Here is a 15,316-nt window from a genome sequence, read left to right on the forward strand (position 1 = left end):
GAAGATTCAGGCACGACGCGCGAGCGACCGGGCGAGTTCGCCCAGACGGGCTAGACGCAGGTCCCCGAGCGGGATCGCGCCGGCACCGAGCCGATTGGTGACGAAGGCGAGCGACAATCCGGTGTCGAGATCGGCGTACGCCCCCGAGCCACCCACTCCGTAGTGCCCGAGCGCACCGCGCGGACGCTGGATGCTCGCGAAGATGGGCTGGTGGTAGCCGAGCCGCCACGCCATCGGCACCCCGAGCACATAGTCCCGGCTGCGCACCCGCACGCGCGACATCTCGTCGATCGTGGTGGCGTCGAGGAACTTCACGCCGTCGATCGTCCCGCCGGCGGCGATCGCCCCGTACATGCGCGCGAGCGAGCGCGCCGTGAACACACCGTTCCAGCCCGGCATCACCGAGTCGTGCACCGCCGGGTCGCCGACGAGCCGGTCGAAGCCGTCGGGCATTGCAGCTTCGGCGAGACCGCGGGTCGGTTCGAGTCGCGACAGCACCGCGGCGCTCGCACCCCAGTGCAGTCCGACCGGGGCGAGTCGCGGGAAGAGCTTCGCGATGCGGCCCCGTTCGTCGTGCGGCACGCGGTACCAGAAATCGGGATCGCCGAGCGGCCGGGCGATCTCCCGCTCCACGACCTCCACGAAGGGCAGACCGGTCACCCGCTGCACGAGTTCGGCGACGAGCCATCCGTAGGTGACGGCGTGATAGCCCGATCCGCGCCGACGCCGACGATCCGGCGCCGCCTGCTCGAGAGCCGCGACGGTCGCCTCGTAGTCGAGGATCCCGCGCGTCCCGGGAACCAGGCCGCGCACGCGGTGCAGGCCGGATCGGTGGGTCATGACATCCGCGACGGTGATGTCTTCCTTGCCGTTCGCGGCGAACTCCGGCCAGTACTGCGCGACGGGCGCGAAGTAGTCGATCGCTCCGCGCTCGGCCAGACGGTGCACGACGGTCGACGCCACGCCCTTGCCGGTCGAGAACGACAACGCCATGGTGTCGCGGCTCCACCGCTTGTCGGGGGCCGACCAGCCGGACCAGATGTCGAGGACCTTTTCGCCGTGGAGATAGGCGGTGAGTGCACCCCCGCCGTCCCGGGGACGCTTGTACAGCGAGAAGAAGGCGTCGGCCAGGCGCAGGAATCGCGGATCGACGACCATCTCGGTGGGCGCCGCCGGACCCGGCCGGGCGTCGATCTGCCCGGGAACGTGCACCGGTGCGAACGACGCTGTCGCCCCGGCAGGTTCGAAGACTGCTCCGGTCGTCATGTGCGACAGGCTACGACGACACGGAACGTAAAGGAAGGGTTTACGTACAGCCTGTTTGTCGACGCTCCCCGGCGAGACGCGCCGAATCTACGGCAGGGGCGACGGCGGCGTCTGCGCGCCAGGAGTGAAGTACCGGAAGTCGCCCAGCACGACGCACCCGCGTGCGGCCTCGAGGTCGAACGCGGCCGCCGCGGTGCCCTCGCACAACACCGGATCGTCGGCGTCGCCCACATAGGCCTGCGACTGCGGACCCGCAGCGACGACCGCCGTGCCGGGACTTTCGAGGACACCGAGCGCCAGGGCCTGCGCGCCCACACCGATCGCGAACAGCCGGCCCGACGTGCTCTCTCCGGCGCCGACACCGCCGTCGAATCCGGCAGCCACCACCTGTGCGGCGCTGCGGGCATCGGCGAATCCCACGCCCCGCTCGCCGTAACTCCACGCCTCGGCGGTGCCGTCGGTGGACGCGCCGCACGCTTCGTCGCCGTCGATCTGTACGACCTCGGCCGGGGCGCCCGGCGGTGCCGTGCACGTCGTGGCCGCGGACGCGGTCTGAGGAAGCAGGAAACCGACACCGATGGCAGCAGCGAATGCTGCCCCGACGCCGAGAACCCGACCGGACGCCCACGAGCGAATCACGACATCGACCTTTCCGAACCTCACGCGACTGTTTTCTCGGACAGTTTATGGACTCGCGCTTCGGGAGGTCTCATAGTCGAGGTCACGACAGGGACGCGATTCCCCGAACGTTCCGGTTCACGTGTCCTTCGCCCGGTCGGTGTCGCGGGACGGTTGGACGCGTTTCGGCTCCCCCGGCATCTTCGGGTGATTCGGCGGATACGGCAGGTCGCCGAGACCGTTCGCCGCGTCCCGCTCCGCCATCTCGAGCAGGACGTCCAGCGAGTGCGCGTGCGCGTCCAGATCCGCCATCGGATCGCCGCGCTTCGCCAGCAGATCCGGCACGGTGGCGATCGTGAAGTCGTCGGGTTCGGCGTCGACCAGCTCGTCCCAGGTCAGCGGGGTCGAGACGGTCGCGATCGGGGTGCGGCGGACCGAGTAGGCCGAGGCGATCGTCTTGTCGCGCGCGTTCTGGTTGTAGTCGAGGAAGAGCCGCTCTCCGCGCTCCTCCTTCCACCACGCCGTCGTCGCCCGCCCGTCGCTGCGCCGCTCGATCTCACGCATCAGCGCGATCCCGGCGCGACGGACTCCGACGAAATCCCATTCGGGCACGATCCGCAGATAGATATGGAGCCCCCGCCCACCGGACGTCTTGGGATATCCGGTGAGCCCCAGTTCGTCGAGGAGCGGGCGCACGACCTCCAGCGCCACGGCCCGCGCGTCGCCGAAGTCGGTTCCCGGTTGCGGGTCGAGGTCGATGCGCAGTTCGTCGGGACGGTCGGTGTCGCCGCACCGCACCGGCCACGGATGGAAGGTCACGCACCCGAGATTCGCCGCCCACACCACGTCGGCGGCCGAACACACACGCAGCGCATCGGCGGTGCGCCCCGACGGGAAGGTGATCTCGCAGGTCGCCACGTGGTCGGGTCGCTTGACCGGTGCCCGCTTCTGATAGATCTCCTCCCCCTCGATGCCGTCGGGAAAGCGCTGCAGATGCGTCGGCCGGTCGCGCAGGGCCGTCAGGATCGGTGCGTCGAACTCGGTGGCGACCCTGCGGTAGTACTCCACGAGGTGCCGCTTCGTGCCACCTGCGGCGCCGAGCTGCGGGAAGTAGATCTTGTCGGGGTTCGACAACCGCACGGGCGTGCCGTCGACGTCCAGCTCTTCCGCGGGCGAACGCTTCGTGGCCATGTCAGTCCTCCGTCCGGTCGAGCACATCCGACAGGTCGTAGCGCACCGGCACCTCCAGCTGGTCGAACGTGCAGCTCTCGGGGTCGCGGTCGGGACGCCACCGCAGGAACTTCGCAGCGTGCCGGAACCGCATCCCCGCTCCCGACACACCTTCCATCTGGTCGTACGCGACCTCCACGACACGTTCGGGACGCAACGGCACCCAGCTGCGGTCCACCGCCGAACGCCACCGCGTCGGTTCGCCCTGCTCGACGACGTCGTCCCCGAGTCGCAGCGGTTGCAGTTCGACGAGCAGTTCCTCGCGTCGCTCCCGCGTGAACGCCGAGGCTCCGCCGACCATCGCGAGTTCACCGTCGTGGTAGAGCCCGAGTAGCAGCGACCCGACGCCCTCGACGCTCTTGTGCATGCGGTAACCCATGAGGACGCAGTCGGCGGTGCGGGCGTGCTTGAGTTTGAGCATCTCCCGCTTGTCGGGCACATAGAACCCGTCGAGTCGCTTGGCGATCACACCGTCGAGGCCGGTGCCTTCGAACTCCTCGAACCATCGGCGGGCGGTATCGGTGTCGGTCGTGGCCACCGTGACGTGGCAGCTCTTACCCCCGCCGATCTCGGATCGCAGCCGCGCGCGCCGCTCGGCGAACGGGGTCTCCATGAGGTCCTCGTCGCCGAGAGCGAGCAGATCGAAGCCGACGAACACGGCCGGTGTCTGCTCGGCGAGCATCGTGACCCGGCTGGCGGCCGGGTGGATCCGTTCGGACAGCGCCTGCCAGTCGAGTCGGGTGCGGCCGTCGTGTTCGCGCGGGACGACGATCTCCCCGTCGACCACACACCTGCGGGGCAGTTCGGCACGCGCGGCGTCGGCGAGCTCCGGGAAGTAGCGCACGAGGTCCTTGCCCCCGCGCGAGCCGAGAACCACCTCGTCGCCGTCGCGGAAGACGATCGCCCGGAAGCCGTCCCACTTGGGTTCGTAGGACCACTCGTCGGGACCGCTCTCGGGTTGGGAGGGGACGGTGGAGGAGACCTTGGCGAGCATCGGGGCGAGCGGCGGCACCACAGGCAGGTCCATGCGGCACATCGTTCCACCCCGTACGGGTACCGGCAGCACTTCCGTAGGCTCTTCGACCATGAACATTCTCCGAGGGGCGGCCGGTGCCGCGATGGCGTTGGCGGCAGCAGGGGTGCTCGGAGGATGCGCGACCCAGGTCGAAGGGCAGGCCGTGCCCGCCGCGAACGCCCTGGACACGTCCACGGCGCCGTCCTTCTCCCTACCCACCACGACCCCGTCGGCGTCGTCGTCGACCGAATTGAGCGTCGACGTCGCAGCCGGCGAATGCGTCGCGCTCGGCGGCACCGTCGACGACGCGACCATCGACTACGCGGTGTGCGGCAGCCCGAGCTCGAATTACAAGGTCGTCGACGTCGTCGATGCCACCGCCATGTGCCCCGGTGACATCGACCAGACCTACTACGAGTCGTTCGGCGGTGTCGAGGTCGGCGCGCTGTGTCTCGACATCGACTGGGTGGTGGGCGACTGCATCGACCTCGGTGGCGAGGATCCGCAGCGCATCGACTGCGGTGAGCCCGCCGTCCAGGGCGAGGAGGTCACCGAGATCCTGCTCGACACCTCCGACGTGAACGACTGCTCGACGTCCGAGGGTGGCTTCGTGTACCGGGAACGCAACTTCGTGGTCTGCACCGACACCATCTGAGGTTCCCTCCTCGTGCGGATGCCCGTCGCCACCGCGACGGAGAGCATGTCGGTGCCTCCCGCAACAATGCGTTCGACAGATCATCATCCGACGGACGCGAGGACAGAACATGACGCACTGGCCGGACAGACCGATCTGCGCGTTCGATCTCGAGACCACCGACCGGGATCCCCGCAACGCCCGCATCGTCACGGCCTGCGTCGCGACCTTCGACGGCGACCGCATCGACACACGCTCGTGGCTGCTCGATCCGGGTATCGCGATACCCGAGGAGACCACCGCGATCCACGGCATCACCACCGCCCACGCCCGCGCCGAAGGACTCGACTATCTCGAGGGATACAAGCAGATCCGGCAGGCCGTGAGCGACGCGTGGGCGCGCGGCCACATCGTCGTCGCGTTCAACGCCAGCTACGACCTGACGGTTCTCGACGCCGAAGGACGCCGGCTCGGCCTGACGGGGCTCGACATCGGCACGGTCGTCGACCCGTACGTCATCGACCGGGAGATGGACCGCAGCCGTCCCGGCAGACGCACGCTGCAGGCGGTGTGCGAGGCGTACGGGGTGTCGCTGCCGAATCCGCACGAGGCCGAGGCCGACGCGCTCGCCGCCGGCCACCTGACCCGCGCGCTCGTGGCGAGATTCCCCGAGCTCGCCGAACTCGACATCATGGCCGATCAGGCCGCCTGGCACGCCGAACGGCAACGCAGCTTCGCCGAGTACCTGCGCGGGCTGGGTCGCGAGGTCGTCGACGTCGACGACAGCTGGCCCGTCCGGCTCCCCACGCCGGTGGGCACCGACGTCCTCGAGCGTCCCGCGACCGAGACGAAGTTCCGGCGCGCGCTGAGCGCAATCCGCGAGTTCTTCCGGCGACTGCGCCGACGCTGATCAGGAGTGCGGTCGATCAGGGCAGCAGTCCCTGCCGTCGCGCCTCGACGACCGCCTCGTGCCGGCTGCGCACATCGAGTTTGTCCATGGCGTTACGCAGATAGGTCTTCACCGTCTCCACGCTCAGCGACAACCTGTCGGCGATCTCCGCGTTGCGGCAGCCCAGTGCCACATGACTCAGCACGTCGTGCTCACGCGCGGTCAGATGCGTCCGCGGTTGCGATGCGCCGTCGCGCGCCCGGGTCAAGGTCTCCTCGACCGTCCGTACCTGTTCCCTGATCGACGGATCATCGGTCCGCGCCGCGATCGCCCGCAGCGCCACGAGGCTTTCCGTCAGCGCTTCGGAGACGGCGGCAGGCACGGTGGCGCCGTGCGAGGTCCGCGTGTTCCCGATCAGCGACACGCGACGGTCCACCTCGTCGCGGATTTCGATCTCCCGCGCGAGCTCCGCGGCCGACCGCACGACCTTCTCCGCCACGACGTCGCCGATAGGCCGATTGACCCTCAGCCCGCCGTAGATCGCCGCCCGGGTGCGTCCGCGCACCACCACCGGCACGGCGAGCAACGACTCGATTCCCTCCCCGGCGACCTGCCGGTCGTAGTGGTGGGTGATGTGCGGGGAGGTGAAGTAGTCGGCGACCGCGCCGGGACGTTGTTCGACGACCACCCGACCGCCGAGTCCACGTTCGGCGGCGATCACCAGATTGCGCAGGGCACGACCGCGGGTTCCGACGAATCCGGACAGGACGACGTCCGAGCCCTGCACCGCGCCACCGAAGAGCACCGGCAGTTCCGTCGTCGCCTTGAGGTCGCGCAGCGTGGCACGGAGGGTGTCGAGATCGTCGGGACGCAGCACACCCGGCACGGCGACATCCATCGATTGCTCCTGCTCTTCCCTCCGAACACCCACTTTCGAGGGTAGAGGGGCCAGTTCCACGATTCGTAACCTGCACATCGCCCGGTGTTGCGACGATCACAGAAGACGCCGGAATCCGAGTAGGCCACCCCCGGAGGTACCCGTGTCCATCGCCCCCGTCCGTCCCGGCTCGACCGGAGCCGCGAACTACAGCCAGATGAGCCCGCTGCGCTTCCTCGAACGGTCCGCGGCGGTGTTCCCGGATCGCACCGCGATCATCCACGGCGACCGCACATACACCTACGCCGAGTTCGCCGACGAGGCGCAGCGGCTCGCGCGCGTGCTGCGCAGTCGCATCGAGCCGGGCGACAAGATCGCGTACCTGACTCCGAACGTGCCCGAGATGCTCATCGCACATTTCGCGGTTCCGCTCGCAGGCGGTGTGCTGGTCGCGCTGAACTCGCGCCTGGCCGGGCCGGAACTCGAGTACATCCTCGACCACTCCGAGACGAAGCTGCTGTTCGTCGACTCCGAATTGCTCGGATCGGTCGCAAACGTCCGCGACAACGTTCCCGGCGTCACCGAGATCATCGAGGTCCCCGACTCCACCGTGCCGGCTCCCGACGTCCCCGGCGGGGTGGCCACCGCCCGGTACGACGAGTTCCTCGCGCAGGCCGACTCGCTCGATGCGACGCCGCTGCCGTGGAGCGTCGACGACGAGCTCGGCGTCATCACCCTCAACTACACCTCGGGCACGACCGGCAAACCCAAGGGCGTGATGTACACCCATCGGGGCGCGTACCTGAACTCGCTGGGCGAGACCTTCCACAACAGCTTCGACGGGCAGAGCAAGTACCTGTGGACGCTGCCGATGTTCCACTGCAACGGCTGGTGCACGCCGTGGGCGGTGACCGCCGCGGCGGGCACCCACATCTGCCTGCGGGCGGTGCGGGCCGACGCGATCTGGGAGGCCATCGACAACCTCGGCGTCACCAACCTGTGCGGTGCGCCCGCGGTGTGCTCGACCATCGCGAACGCCGAGCAGGCACATCCCCTCGACCGTCCGTTGCGGATCACCACGGCCGGTGCGCCGCCGTCACCGACGGTGATCGCCCAGCTCGAGCAGATCGGCATCACGGTCGTGCACGTCTACGGACTCACCGAGGTGTACGGCCCGTACACGATCTGCGAGTACCAGGACAGCTGGGACGACAAGCCCGCCGACGAACGTGCCGCACTGCTCTCCCGTCAGGGCGTGGGCATGTTGCAGGCCGAGACCGCGCGGGTCGTCGACGAGGACATGAACGATGTGCCTGCCGACGGCGAGACCATGGGCGAGATCGTGCTGCGCGGCAACAACGTCATGCTCGGCTACTACAAGGACCCGGACGCGACCGAGGAGGCGTTCCGCGGCGGCTGGTTCCACACCGGCGACCTCGGCGTGATGTACCCGGACGGATACATCCAGCTCAAGGACCGCGCGAAGGACATCATCATCTCCGGCGGCGAGAACATCTCGACGGTGGAGGTCGAGCAGGCGATCGTCAGCCACCCTGCGGTGCTCGACGTCGCGGTCGTCGGTGTTCCGGACGAGAAGTGGGGTGAGCGTCCCAAGGCGTTCGTGATCCTGAAGAAGGGCGAATCGGTCACGGCCGAGGAGATCATCGACTACACCCGCACGCTGCTCGCCGGCTACAAGGTGCCGCGCGACATCGTCTTCCCGCTGGAGCTGCCCCGCACCTCGACCGGGAAGATCCTGAAGTTCGAGCTGCGATCGGCCGAAGCCGCCGAGGGGTGAGCCGACCCCTCACGACTGCATTGGATACTCGACGCCATGACATCCGGTACCGGTAACAGCACCCGTCGCCTCGACTCGACGGGACCCGATCCCGCCCAGTTCCGGGTGCACGTCGTCACGCAGGCGATCCGCCTGTTCTCGGAGTTCGGCTACGAGTCGACCACCGTCGAGCAGATCGCCGCGGCAGCAGGGGTGTCGCGGCGGACCTTCTTCCGGCAGTTCCGGTCGAAGGAGGACGTGATCTTCGCCGATCACGAGTCGCTGCTCGAGCAGGTCGCCGAGTACCTCTCGCAAGATTTCGACGATCCGTGGGCGGCGGCCTGCGAGGGGGCCAAGCTCGTCTTCGGGCACTTCCGGGACCGGCGCGAACTGGCGGTGTGGCGGTATCGGGTGGTGCAGCGGGTGCCGGCGCTGCGGGAGCGCGAACTCGTCACCACCTACCGCTACGAGCGGTTGTTCACCGACTTCCTGCGCGCCGCCGTTCCCACGGAGAAGCCGGTGCGCACCGTCAGCTTCGCGGCGGCGATGACCGCCACGCACAACTTCGTGCTGCGCGCGATGATCCGCGGCGACGAGACCGCCACCGCCGAACGCCTCGAGCAGGAACTTCTCGAGCTCCGCCGCACGTACGGGGTGGTTCCGGTGCCCGAAGGCGCGACGAACGGGAAGGCCGCGCCGGCCCCGCCTGCGGTCGCGGTGGTGACCTATCCGGCTCATCTGACACCGGCCGAGATCGCCGAGCAGGTTCGGCTCCAGCTCGAAGGTGCACGTCAGCACCGTTGACCTGGCACTGAGTGCCGTGGTTACAATCGACTCATTCCGTCACGTCGCGAACCCTCGCCTCGCTATGCTCGAGGGAGCTACGCTCGCAAATCTGGCACCGCGTGCCGTTAGGAGTCCGCCGTCATGGCCCTCAATCCCGACTTCGACCTGTTCAAGCTCTCCGAAGAGCACGACGCTCTGCGCGAGGCCATCCGCGCGCTCGCCGAGAAGGAGATCGCGCCCTACGCCAAGGACGTCGACGAGAACTCCCGCTTCCCGCAGGAAGCCCTCGACGCCCTCAACAAGTCGGGCTTCAACGCCATCCACGTGCCCGAGCAGTTCGAAGGCCAGGGCGCCGACTCGATCGCCGCCTGCATCGTGATCGAAGAGGTCGCCCGAGTATGTGGCTCCTCCTCGCTGATCCCCGCCGTCAACAAGCTCGGCACCATGGGCCTGATCCTCCGCGGCTCCGACGAGCTCAAGGCCAAGGTCCTCCCCGACATCGTCAACGGTGCGATGGCCTCCTACGCGCTGTCCGAGCGCGAGGCCGGCTCCGACGCCGCCTCCATGCGCACCCGCGCCAAGGCCGACGGCGACGACTGGATCCTCAACGGCTCCAAGTGCTGGATCACCAACGGTGGTAAGTCCACCTGGTACACCGTCATGGCCGTCACCGACCCCGAGAAGGGTGCCAACGGCATCTCCTCCTTCATGGTCCACAAGGACGACGAGGGCTTCGTCGTCGGACCGAAGGAGAAGAAGCTCGGCATCAAGGGCTCCCCCACCGCCGAGCTGTACTTCGAGAACTGCCGCATCCCCGGCGACCGCATCGTCGGCGAGCCGGGCACCGGCTTCAAGACCGCTCTCGCGACCCTCGACCACACCCGCCCCACCATCGGTGCGCAGGCCGTCGGCCTCGCCCAGGGTGCCCTCGACGCGGCGACCGCCTACGTCAAGGATCGCAAGCAGTTCGGCCGCCCGATCTCCGACAACCAGGGTGTGCAGTTCATGCTCGCCGACATGGCGATGAAGGTCGAGGCCGCACGCCTGATGGTCTACACCTCCGCTGCTCGCGCCGAGCGCGGCGAGCCCAACCTCGGCTTCATCTCGGCCGCCGCGAAGTGCTTCGCGTCGGACGTCGCCATGGAGGTCACCACCGACGCCGTGCAGCTGTTCGGTGGCGCCGGCTACACCACCGACTTCCCGGTCGAGCGCATGATGCGCGACGCCAAGATCACGCAGATCTACGAGGGCACCAACCAGATCCAGCGCGTCGTCATGTCGCGCGCTCTGCTGCGCTGACACCGGTCGCGTAGGTTACCCCCGGAACATCACAGCGATCAGGAGTTACCGCAGTGGCAGTGGAAAAGGTAGGCGTGATCGGCGGCGGCACCATGGGTGCCGGTATCGCCGAGGTGTGCGCCAAGGCCGGTAGCGACGTCCTCGTCAAGGAGACCACCGAGGAGTTCGCCGCCGCGGCGCGCGAGCGTCTCGAGAAGTCGATCGGACGCGGCGTCAAGTCCGGCAAGATCACGCAGGAGGACGCCGACGCGATCCTCGGACGGATCCGCGTCACCCTCGACCTGAACGAGTTCGCCGACCGCGACCTCGTCGTCGAGGCCGCCCCCGAGATCGAGTCGCTCAAGGTGGAGATCTTCTCCGAGCTCGACAAGATCGTGAAGCCCGAAGGCATCCTCGCCACCAACACGTCGTCGATCCCCGTCATCAAGATGGCGCAGGCGACGCAGCGGCCCGGCAAGGTCGTGGGCGTGCACTTCTTCAACCCGGTGCCGGTGATGCCGCTCGTCGAGATCATCTCGGCGCTCACCACCGACGAGGCCACCGCCGACACGGTGTTCGACTACGCGAAGAACACCCTCGGGAAGACGGCCGTGCGCGCGGGCGACCGTGCGGGCTTCATCGTCAACGCCCTGCTCATCCCGTACCTGTGCTCGGCAGTGCGCATGCTCGAGTCGGGCTACGCGACGAAGGAAGACATCGACGCCGCGATGAAGGGTGGCTGCGGCTACCCGATGGGTCCGCTGACCCTCATCGACACCGTCGGCCTCGACATCACCCTCAACGCCGCGCAGTCGCTGTACGACGAGTTCGCCGAGCCGCACTACGCTCCCCCGGCACTGCTGCGTCGCATGGTCGACGCGGGTCGCCTGGGTCGTAAGACCGGCGAGGGCTTCTACAGCTACAAGTAGGCCTCACCCGGACGCCCCTGCCGTTCCTTCTCGGAACGGCGGGGGCGTCTGCGTATCCGGAACAGCCGGGAGGTACGCAACAACAGTTCCGGGTTCGCAACACAGCCGGTAACTGCCGGCGTTGCGAACCTTCATCACGTGTTGCGTACCTCGTGTACGACCGATGCCCCGCTCGAAGCCGCCCGACGGTCCGCTCCGGCTCCGTGAGGGCGCCTTCTGCTATCGTCCCGACCCGGACGTATCGGGGGATTCTGTCGGGGGGCAGTCGTGACGTTGCACGTAGATCCTGAAGCGCTGCGCACATTCGCAGCCTTCGTGGCGGACACCGCCGACGCGATCGACGACTGGGACGTCGGCGAACCGTATGCCGTGTCGCAACCAGCGCTTCCCGGAACAGAATTCGCGGCCGTCTGTGCACGAGCATTCACCGCCACCGATCAGGCACTGAACAACGTGTGCAGTCGCCTGCGCGAGGTCGTCGACATCACCGACGGCGCCAAGAACGACTACGCCGTCGCCGAGACGGACTTCGTGGCTGCACTCTCCGCAATGGATCCGCACGAATGAGACCGGGAGTCGCTGCGGTCCGGTCCTGGAATCCCGACGCTCTGCGAGTCACTGCCGACCACCTCGACGTGCTCGTCGACAAACTCGACGACCGCATGAAAGGTCTGCTCACCGAGCAGGATGTGCTCGCCGAGCGATGGTCCGGCGACGCCGCACGTGCCGCCGCCACGCGAGTGGTCCGCGAACGCTCGCTGGGCAGCGCCATCGCCGAAGCACTACTGCAGGTCGCGGAGGCGTACCGCACCGGCGCGTGGCTCGTCGAAGGCGCCCGCCTGCACCTCGTGTCGGTGGTGACCGGCGCCGAGCAGTCCGGGTTCACCGTGCATGACGACGGCACCGTCGACCCCTCCGACCAGATCCGCATCCTCTCGGCGATGCTGCCGGCCGAAGCCGTCGCCGAGGCCCGCGTCCGCCTCGAACACGAAGCAGCGGAACTGACCCACGCGGTCACCGGCGCTCTCGAACAGGCGTCGCGAGCCGCGACGGAAACGGCCGATCGCATCACCGCCGCCGTTGCGGTGCTCGAAGCAGCCAGGGATGCCGCTGTGCCGGGGAAGGTCGTGCAAACGGAGGATGGTGAGTTCTCCTGGTGGCCGGACTGGCCATCGACCATCGCAGCGTCGACCATCGGCGCAATGTCCGGAACTACCAAGGAACTCCTGACCGACGCGGCAGTGGCCTCGGGCGACGATGTCGCACGCAACATCGCGCGTGGAATGAACCCGACTGCCGCTGCAGTAGGCACCGTTCCTGCGATCGTCAACGACATCAAGGGAGGCATGGATCCCACCGAGGCGGTGGTGTCCGAGAGCGCCGGAACCGTTGTCGGCATGGTCGGTGCATTCCTGGCGTCGAAGGGAACTACCGCGGCCATCGGCGCTGCGACCGGTTCGGTCGTTCCGGGGGTCGGCACCGCCGCCGGCTTCGCTATCGGCCTTGTATTCGGGGGCTTTGCCACGTGGTACACATCCAAGAGGATCCAGGAGTTGTGGTGACAATCGAAGGCACGCCGGAAGACCGGAATCAGGTTCGCGCCGATGGATTCTCCGACGCGCCCTGTTGGCCACAACGTCTTCGAATCGGATGGTGCATAGCGGGTGTATGCGTTCTGGTCTTCGCTACGTGGAGTCTGGTTGACAGTTCTGCGAATATCCGCCACGAGGAATTGGTATCCACGATCGGTTCGCTGTTGTACGGAGCAGCAATGCTGCTCATGGGCGTGATCTGTGTCAGACTCGGCGGGATTCGACATGTCCTGTATTCGCCACGCATCAGAAGTTACAGGCATCCGGAATATGGCACGGGCATCGTTGTTCCTGGAGGACTTACGCCTCTAACTATTTTCATGGTCCTGCTCGTCGTGGTCGGCCTCGGATGCCTGGCCGTAGCGGCGCTGAACATCTACATCACCGACAAATCCGAGTTGCCTTACGGTCGCGACCCTCACGCCACTGCAATCTTCATGATCGTGGGTGGGGTCGTTGCCCTGATCGCGTCGGCAGTGTTCGTATGGTTCCGGCTCCCAACAACAGTGGGGTTGTACCCGCAAGGAATCGAAAGAGTCGTACGCTCTCGCAAGCTCCGACGAAACAAAGCCACCGTGCAGTTCGCGCGTTGGGACGCTATCGAAAGCATCATCGGAACGGATATCGTGACCCGTTCCGGATCCGGCGACGTCCGCACTCCGATGATCCACATCCACACGACCGGACGGATTCCCCCCGAAGCCCGCATCCCCCACGACGAAGAACACACTCTCGCCATCGTCTGCACTTGGCTCATCGCAGAACCCAACGCACTCCTGGTCCTGGCCCGACGAATGCATGAACGTCCACACGACCGCACACTCCTCGCTCGGGAAGACGCGGCCGAACTTCTCAGACCACCGCCTTTGCGAGAACGATTCCGGATGGCACGCCACCAGGAGGCGTCTCGATGAACGCTTCGCTTCAGACGAGACTCTCCGACTACCTTGCAGCACACGAAGTCGAACTGAGCCCCTGCAACCCGGACGACCCGCGGCACCCGCAACCGGAACTCCAGGCGCCGGACGGCTGGATCACACTCCCCCGCGATGTCTTTCCGCACGCACATACGGTTCTCGCAGCTCCCGAGCACGTCGCGGATGAGTGGGCACCCAACGCCGTCCTCCTTCACGGCGCACTGTCGAGATGGCGGCCGACCGACGAACTCCTGGAGGTTGCGGGGCAGGAAGCTCGGGGACTGCCCGAGTGGAAGGAAACATTCCACGACACATCCGATTTCCGCGGGCACCGATCGGTGATCACCCAAGGTTCCTATCGAGTGGACGACGTCGAGTACACCGCCGTGACGCGATATCTCGTGATCGACCACGCGTACGACCGCTACCTCGCGCAATTGACAGCAACCGCACGCTCCGACAGCGCCGAGTCCCTTATCGCTCATCTGCATACAATCCATGAGGGACTGAGAATCCGGTGAGCGAGTTCATCGAAATTCCCTCTTCCGGGAAAGATTCAGCACCTGCTTGGCCACAACGTTTCCGTCCGGCTTCGTTCTGTGCCGGTGTGTTCTGCACTGGATTCGGCCTCGTCGCACTGTTCTGGACAGTGGACGACTGGCGAGCGGACGATCTCGGAGCGACTGCCCTGGCGCTTTCTCTGACCGTAATGATGACAATCGTTGCGGCGGGAATGTTCGAGCGGGGCGGTTTCCACCGATCCGGTTTGCATCCGAGGATCCGGCAGTGCCGAGACGACGTCCACGGCCCCGGCATCGAGATTCCTTACGTAAGGATACTTCCCGTCCAGCTGTCCGTCGTGTTCTCCTGCACCGCAGTATTGGGCGCTTTCATGATTCGTGCGTCGAACCGACCGGACGGAGCGAGCCTCCTTCTGAGACACGAGCTCCCGCATTCCGGCTCGTTCATCGCATGGACGACATGTGCAACCGCGGTGGTGGGTGCTCTACCCTTCTTGATCCACCCCCGGGGATCCACCCATATCCATGCCGATGGTATCCGTCGCCGCACGACATGGCTCGTGCGGCGTGGCGTTTCGGACGTGTTCGTTCGATGGGACGAGATCCAGGAAGTGGCTGCCGATGTCTACACCGTCTCGGGCCGCGGGGCGTCTACGCACAATCCACTCATCCGTCTCTGCATACCCGGCTACGAACCGACTCCACCTCGCATGGGGCACGACAAGCCGGATTCGTTCACCGTGCCGGCGTACGTTCTCGTCAGCGAACCCAACGCGCTGGTCGGACTCATCGACCGTCTCCATCGGTGCCCCGACGATCGCCATCTCGTCACGACACCCGAGGCCCCAGAACTCCTTCGTCCCCTCCCGATGCGGGAACGCTTACGCATCGCGCAAAAGATTCCGCGCCAACAGTGGGAATGGTGATGGGTACGCAACACCGATGGTGGGTTCGCAACACCGCTGGTGACTGACCGCGTTGCGAGCC

At 67.0% G+C, this 15,316-nt stretch carries 16 protein-coding genes; 11 read left to right on the forward strand and 5 right to left on the reverse strand.

The features are described 5' to 3' along the window. Positions 1–6: 6 nt before the first annotated feature. The 4 genes from ACWPOC_RS11595 to ACWPOC_RS11610 form a co-directional block, all read right to left on the reverse strand. Positions 7–1,266 (reverse strand): serine hydrolase domain-containing protein, encoded by a 1,260-nt coding sequence (locus ACWPOC_RS11595; RefSeq protein ID WP_120280559.1) that lies wholly within the window; start codon positions 1,264–1,266, stop codon positions 7–9. 87 nt (positions 1,267–1,353) lie between these two features. After that, complete coding sequence (locus ACWPOC_RS11600; RefSeq protein WP_120283721.1) at positions 1,354–1,905, reverse strand: DUF6764 family protein; 552 nt, start codon at positions 1,903–1,905, stop codon at positions 1,354–1,356. A gap of 117 nt (positions 1,906–2,022) precedes the next feature. Beyond that, on the reverse strand, positions 2,023–3,075 hold the full coding sequence (locus tag ACWPOC_RS11605) for a DNA polymerase domain-containing protein (protein WP_230790353.1): 1,053 nt from the start codon (positions 3,073–3,075) through the stop codon (positions 2,023–2,025). Position 3,076: 1 nt separating this feature from the next. Further along, positions 3,077–4,141 (reverse strand): ATP-dependent DNA ligase, encoded by a 1,065-nt coding sequence (locus ACWPOC_RS11610; protein ID WP_455408661.1) that lies wholly within the window; start codon positions 4,139–4,141, stop codon positions 3,077–3,079. A gap of 58 nt (positions 4,142–4,199) precedes the next feature. On the opposite strand from ACWPOC_RS11610, the gene lppU reads away from it, so the two are divergent. Together lppU and ACWPOC_RS11620 are read left to right on the forward strand one after the other, a co-directional pair. Continuing rightward, positions 4,200–4,784 (forward strand): LppU family putative lipoprotein, encoded by a 585-nt coding sequence (gene lppU, locus ACWPOC_RS11615; RefSeq protein WP_120280562.1) that lies wholly within the window; start codon positions 4,200–4,202, stop codon positions 4,782–4,784. A gap of 109 nt (positions 4,785–4,893) precedes the next feature. Beyond that, positions 4,894–5,673 (forward strand): 3'-5' exonuclease, encoded by a 780-nt coding sequence (locus ACWPOC_RS11620; protein WP_039585293.1) that lies wholly within the window; start codon positions 4,894–4,896, stop codon positions 5,671–5,673. Positions 5,674–5,689: 16 nt separating this feature from the next. Here ACWPOC_RS11620 and ACWPOC_RS11625 read toward each other — a convergent pair whose 3' ends face one another. Continuing rightward, on the reverse strand, positions 5,690–6,550 hold the full coding sequence (locus tag ACWPOC_RS11625) for a response regulator transcription factor (RefSeq protein WP_230790349.1): 861 nt from the start codon (positions 6,548–6,550) through the stop codon (positions 5,690–5,692). Between the two features lie 196 nt (positions 6,551–6,746). Here ACWPOC_RS11625 and ACWPOC_RS11630 point away from each other — a divergent pair, with 196 nt between their 5' ends. The 9 genes from ACWPOC_RS11630 to ACWPOC_RS11670 all read left to right on the forward strand — a co-directional run bounded on the left by ACWPOC_RS11630 (position 6,747) and on the right by ACWPOC_RS11670 (position 15,255). Next, positions 6,747–8,327, forward strand: a complete 1,581-nt coding sequence (locus tag ACWPOC_RS11630) for an acyl--CoA ligase family protein (RefSeq protein ID WP_230790669.1) — start codon at positions 6,747–6,749, stop codon at positions 8,325–8,327. Positions 8,328–8,363: 36 nt separating this feature from the next. Next, the gene (locus tag ACWPOC_RS11635) at positions 8,364–9,110 is read left to right on the forward strand and encodes a TetR family transcriptional regulator (RefSeq protein WP_059384691.1); all 747 of its coding nucleotides are present in this window, start codon (positions 8,364–8,366) and stop codon (positions 9,108–9,110) included. Positions 9,111–9,233: 123 nt separating this feature from the next. After that, positions 9,234–10,391: an acyl-CoA dehydrogenase gene (locus tag ACWPOC_RS11640; protein WP_006553691.1), complete on the forward strand. Its 1,158-nt coding sequence runs from the start codon at positions 9,234–9,236 to the stop codon at positions 10,389–10,391. Between the two features lie 59 nt (positions 10,392–10,450). Continuing rightward, positions 10,451–11,299 (forward strand): 3-hydroxybutyryl-CoA dehydrogenase, encoded by an 849-nt coding sequence (locus ACWPOC_RS11645; RefSeq protein WP_085470141.1) that lies wholly within the window; start codon positions 10,451–10,453, stop codon positions 11,297–11,299. Positions 11,300–11,566: 267 nt separating this feature from the next. Beyond that, positions 11,567–11,866 carry a hypothetical protein gene (locus ACWPOC_RS11650; protein ID WP_455408662.1) on the forward strand — a complete coding sequence of 100 codons (300 nt, stop codon included), beginning with the start codon at positions 11,567–11,569 and terminating at the stop codon, positions 11,864–11,866. Next, positions 11,863–12,861 (forward strand): hypothetical protein, encoded by a 999-nt coding sequence (locus ACWPOC_RS11655; RefSeq protein ID WP_455408663.1) that lies wholly within the window; start codon positions 11,863–11,865, stop codon positions 12,859–12,861. The genes ACWPOC_RS11650 and ACWPOC_RS11655 overlap by 4 nt, the downstream gene beginning before the upstream one ends. Next, complete coding sequence (locus ACWPOC_RS11660) at positions 12,858–13,805, forward strand: hypothetical protein (protein ID WP_455408664.1); 948 nt, start codon at positions 12,858–12,860, stop codon at positions 13,803–13,805. The genes ACWPOC_RS11655 and ACWPOC_RS11660 overlap by 4 nt, the downstream gene beginning before the upstream one ends. Beyond that, complete coding sequence (locus ACWPOC_RS11665) at positions 13,802–14,329, forward strand: LpqN/LpqT family lipoprotein (RefSeq protein WP_016694573.1); 528 nt, start codon at positions 13,802–13,804, stop codon at positions 14,327–14,329. The genes ACWPOC_RS11660 and ACWPOC_RS11665 overlap by 4 nt, the downstream gene beginning before the upstream one ends. Next, positions 14,326–15,255, forward strand: coding sequence for a hypothetical protein (locus tag ACWPOC_RS11670; RefSeq protein WP_455408665.1), 930 nt, complete (start codon positions 14,326–14,328; stop codon positions 15,253–15,255). The genes ACWPOC_RS11665 and ACWPOC_RS11670 overlap by 4 nt, the downstream gene beginning before the upstream one ends. The last annotated feature ends 61 nt before the right edge of the window (positions 15,256–15,316 follow it).

Source organism: Rhodococcus sp. 5G237 (assembly GCF_053764735.1).

What these genes read in the sequence shown, in the direction of transcription:
- lppU (WP_120280562.1), top strand. Translation starts at nt 4,200, where the DNA reads ATGAACATTCTCCGAGGGGCGGCCGGTGCCGCGATGGCGTTGGCGGCA.
- ACWPOC_RS11635 (WP_059384691.1), top strand. Translation starts at nt 8,364, where the DNA reads ATGACATCCGGTACCGGTAACAGCACCCGTCGCCTCGACTCGACGGGA.
- ACWPOC_RS11630 (WP_230790669.1), top strand. Translation starts at nt 6,747, where the DNA reads ATGAGCCCGCTGCGCTTCCTCGAACGGTCCGCGGCGGTGTTCCCGGAT.
- ACWPOC_RS11665 (WP_016694573.1), top strand. Translation starts at nt 13,802, where the DNA reads ATGAACGCTTCGCTTCAGACGAGACTCTCCGACTACCTTGCAGCACAC.
- ACWPOC_RS11620 (WP_039585293.1), top strand. Translation starts at nt 4,894, where the DNA reads ATGACGCACTGGCCGGACAGACCGATCTGCGCGTTCGATCTCGAGACC.
- ACWPOC_RS11595 (WP_120280559.1), bottom strand. Translation starts at nt 1,266, where the DNA reads ATGACGACCGGAGCAGTCTTCGAACCTGCCGGGGCGACAGCGTCGTTC.
- ACWPOC_RS11640 (WP_006553691.1), top strand. Translation starts at nt 9,234, where the DNA reads ATGGCCCTCAATCCCGACTTCGACCTGTTCAAGCTCTCCGAAGAGCAC.
- ACWPOC_RS11625 (WP_230790349.1), bottom strand. Translation starts at nt 6,550, where the DNA reads ATGGATGTCGCCGTGCCGGGTGTGCTGCGTCCCGACGATCTCGACACC.
- ACWPOC_RS11610 (WP_455408661.1), bottom strand. Translation starts at nt 4,141, where the DNA reads ATGGACCTGCCTGTGGTGCCGCCGCTCGCCCCGATGCTCGCCAAGGTC.
- ACWPOC_RS11605 (WP_230790353.1), bottom strand. Translation starts at nt 3,075, where the DNA reads ATGGCCACGAAGCGTTCGCCCGCGGAAGAGCTGGACGTCGACGGCACG.
- ACWPOC_RS11655 (WP_455408663.1), top strand. Translation starts at nt 11,863, where the DNA reads ATGAGACCGGGAGTCGCTGCGGTCCGGTCCTGGAATCCCGACGCTCTG.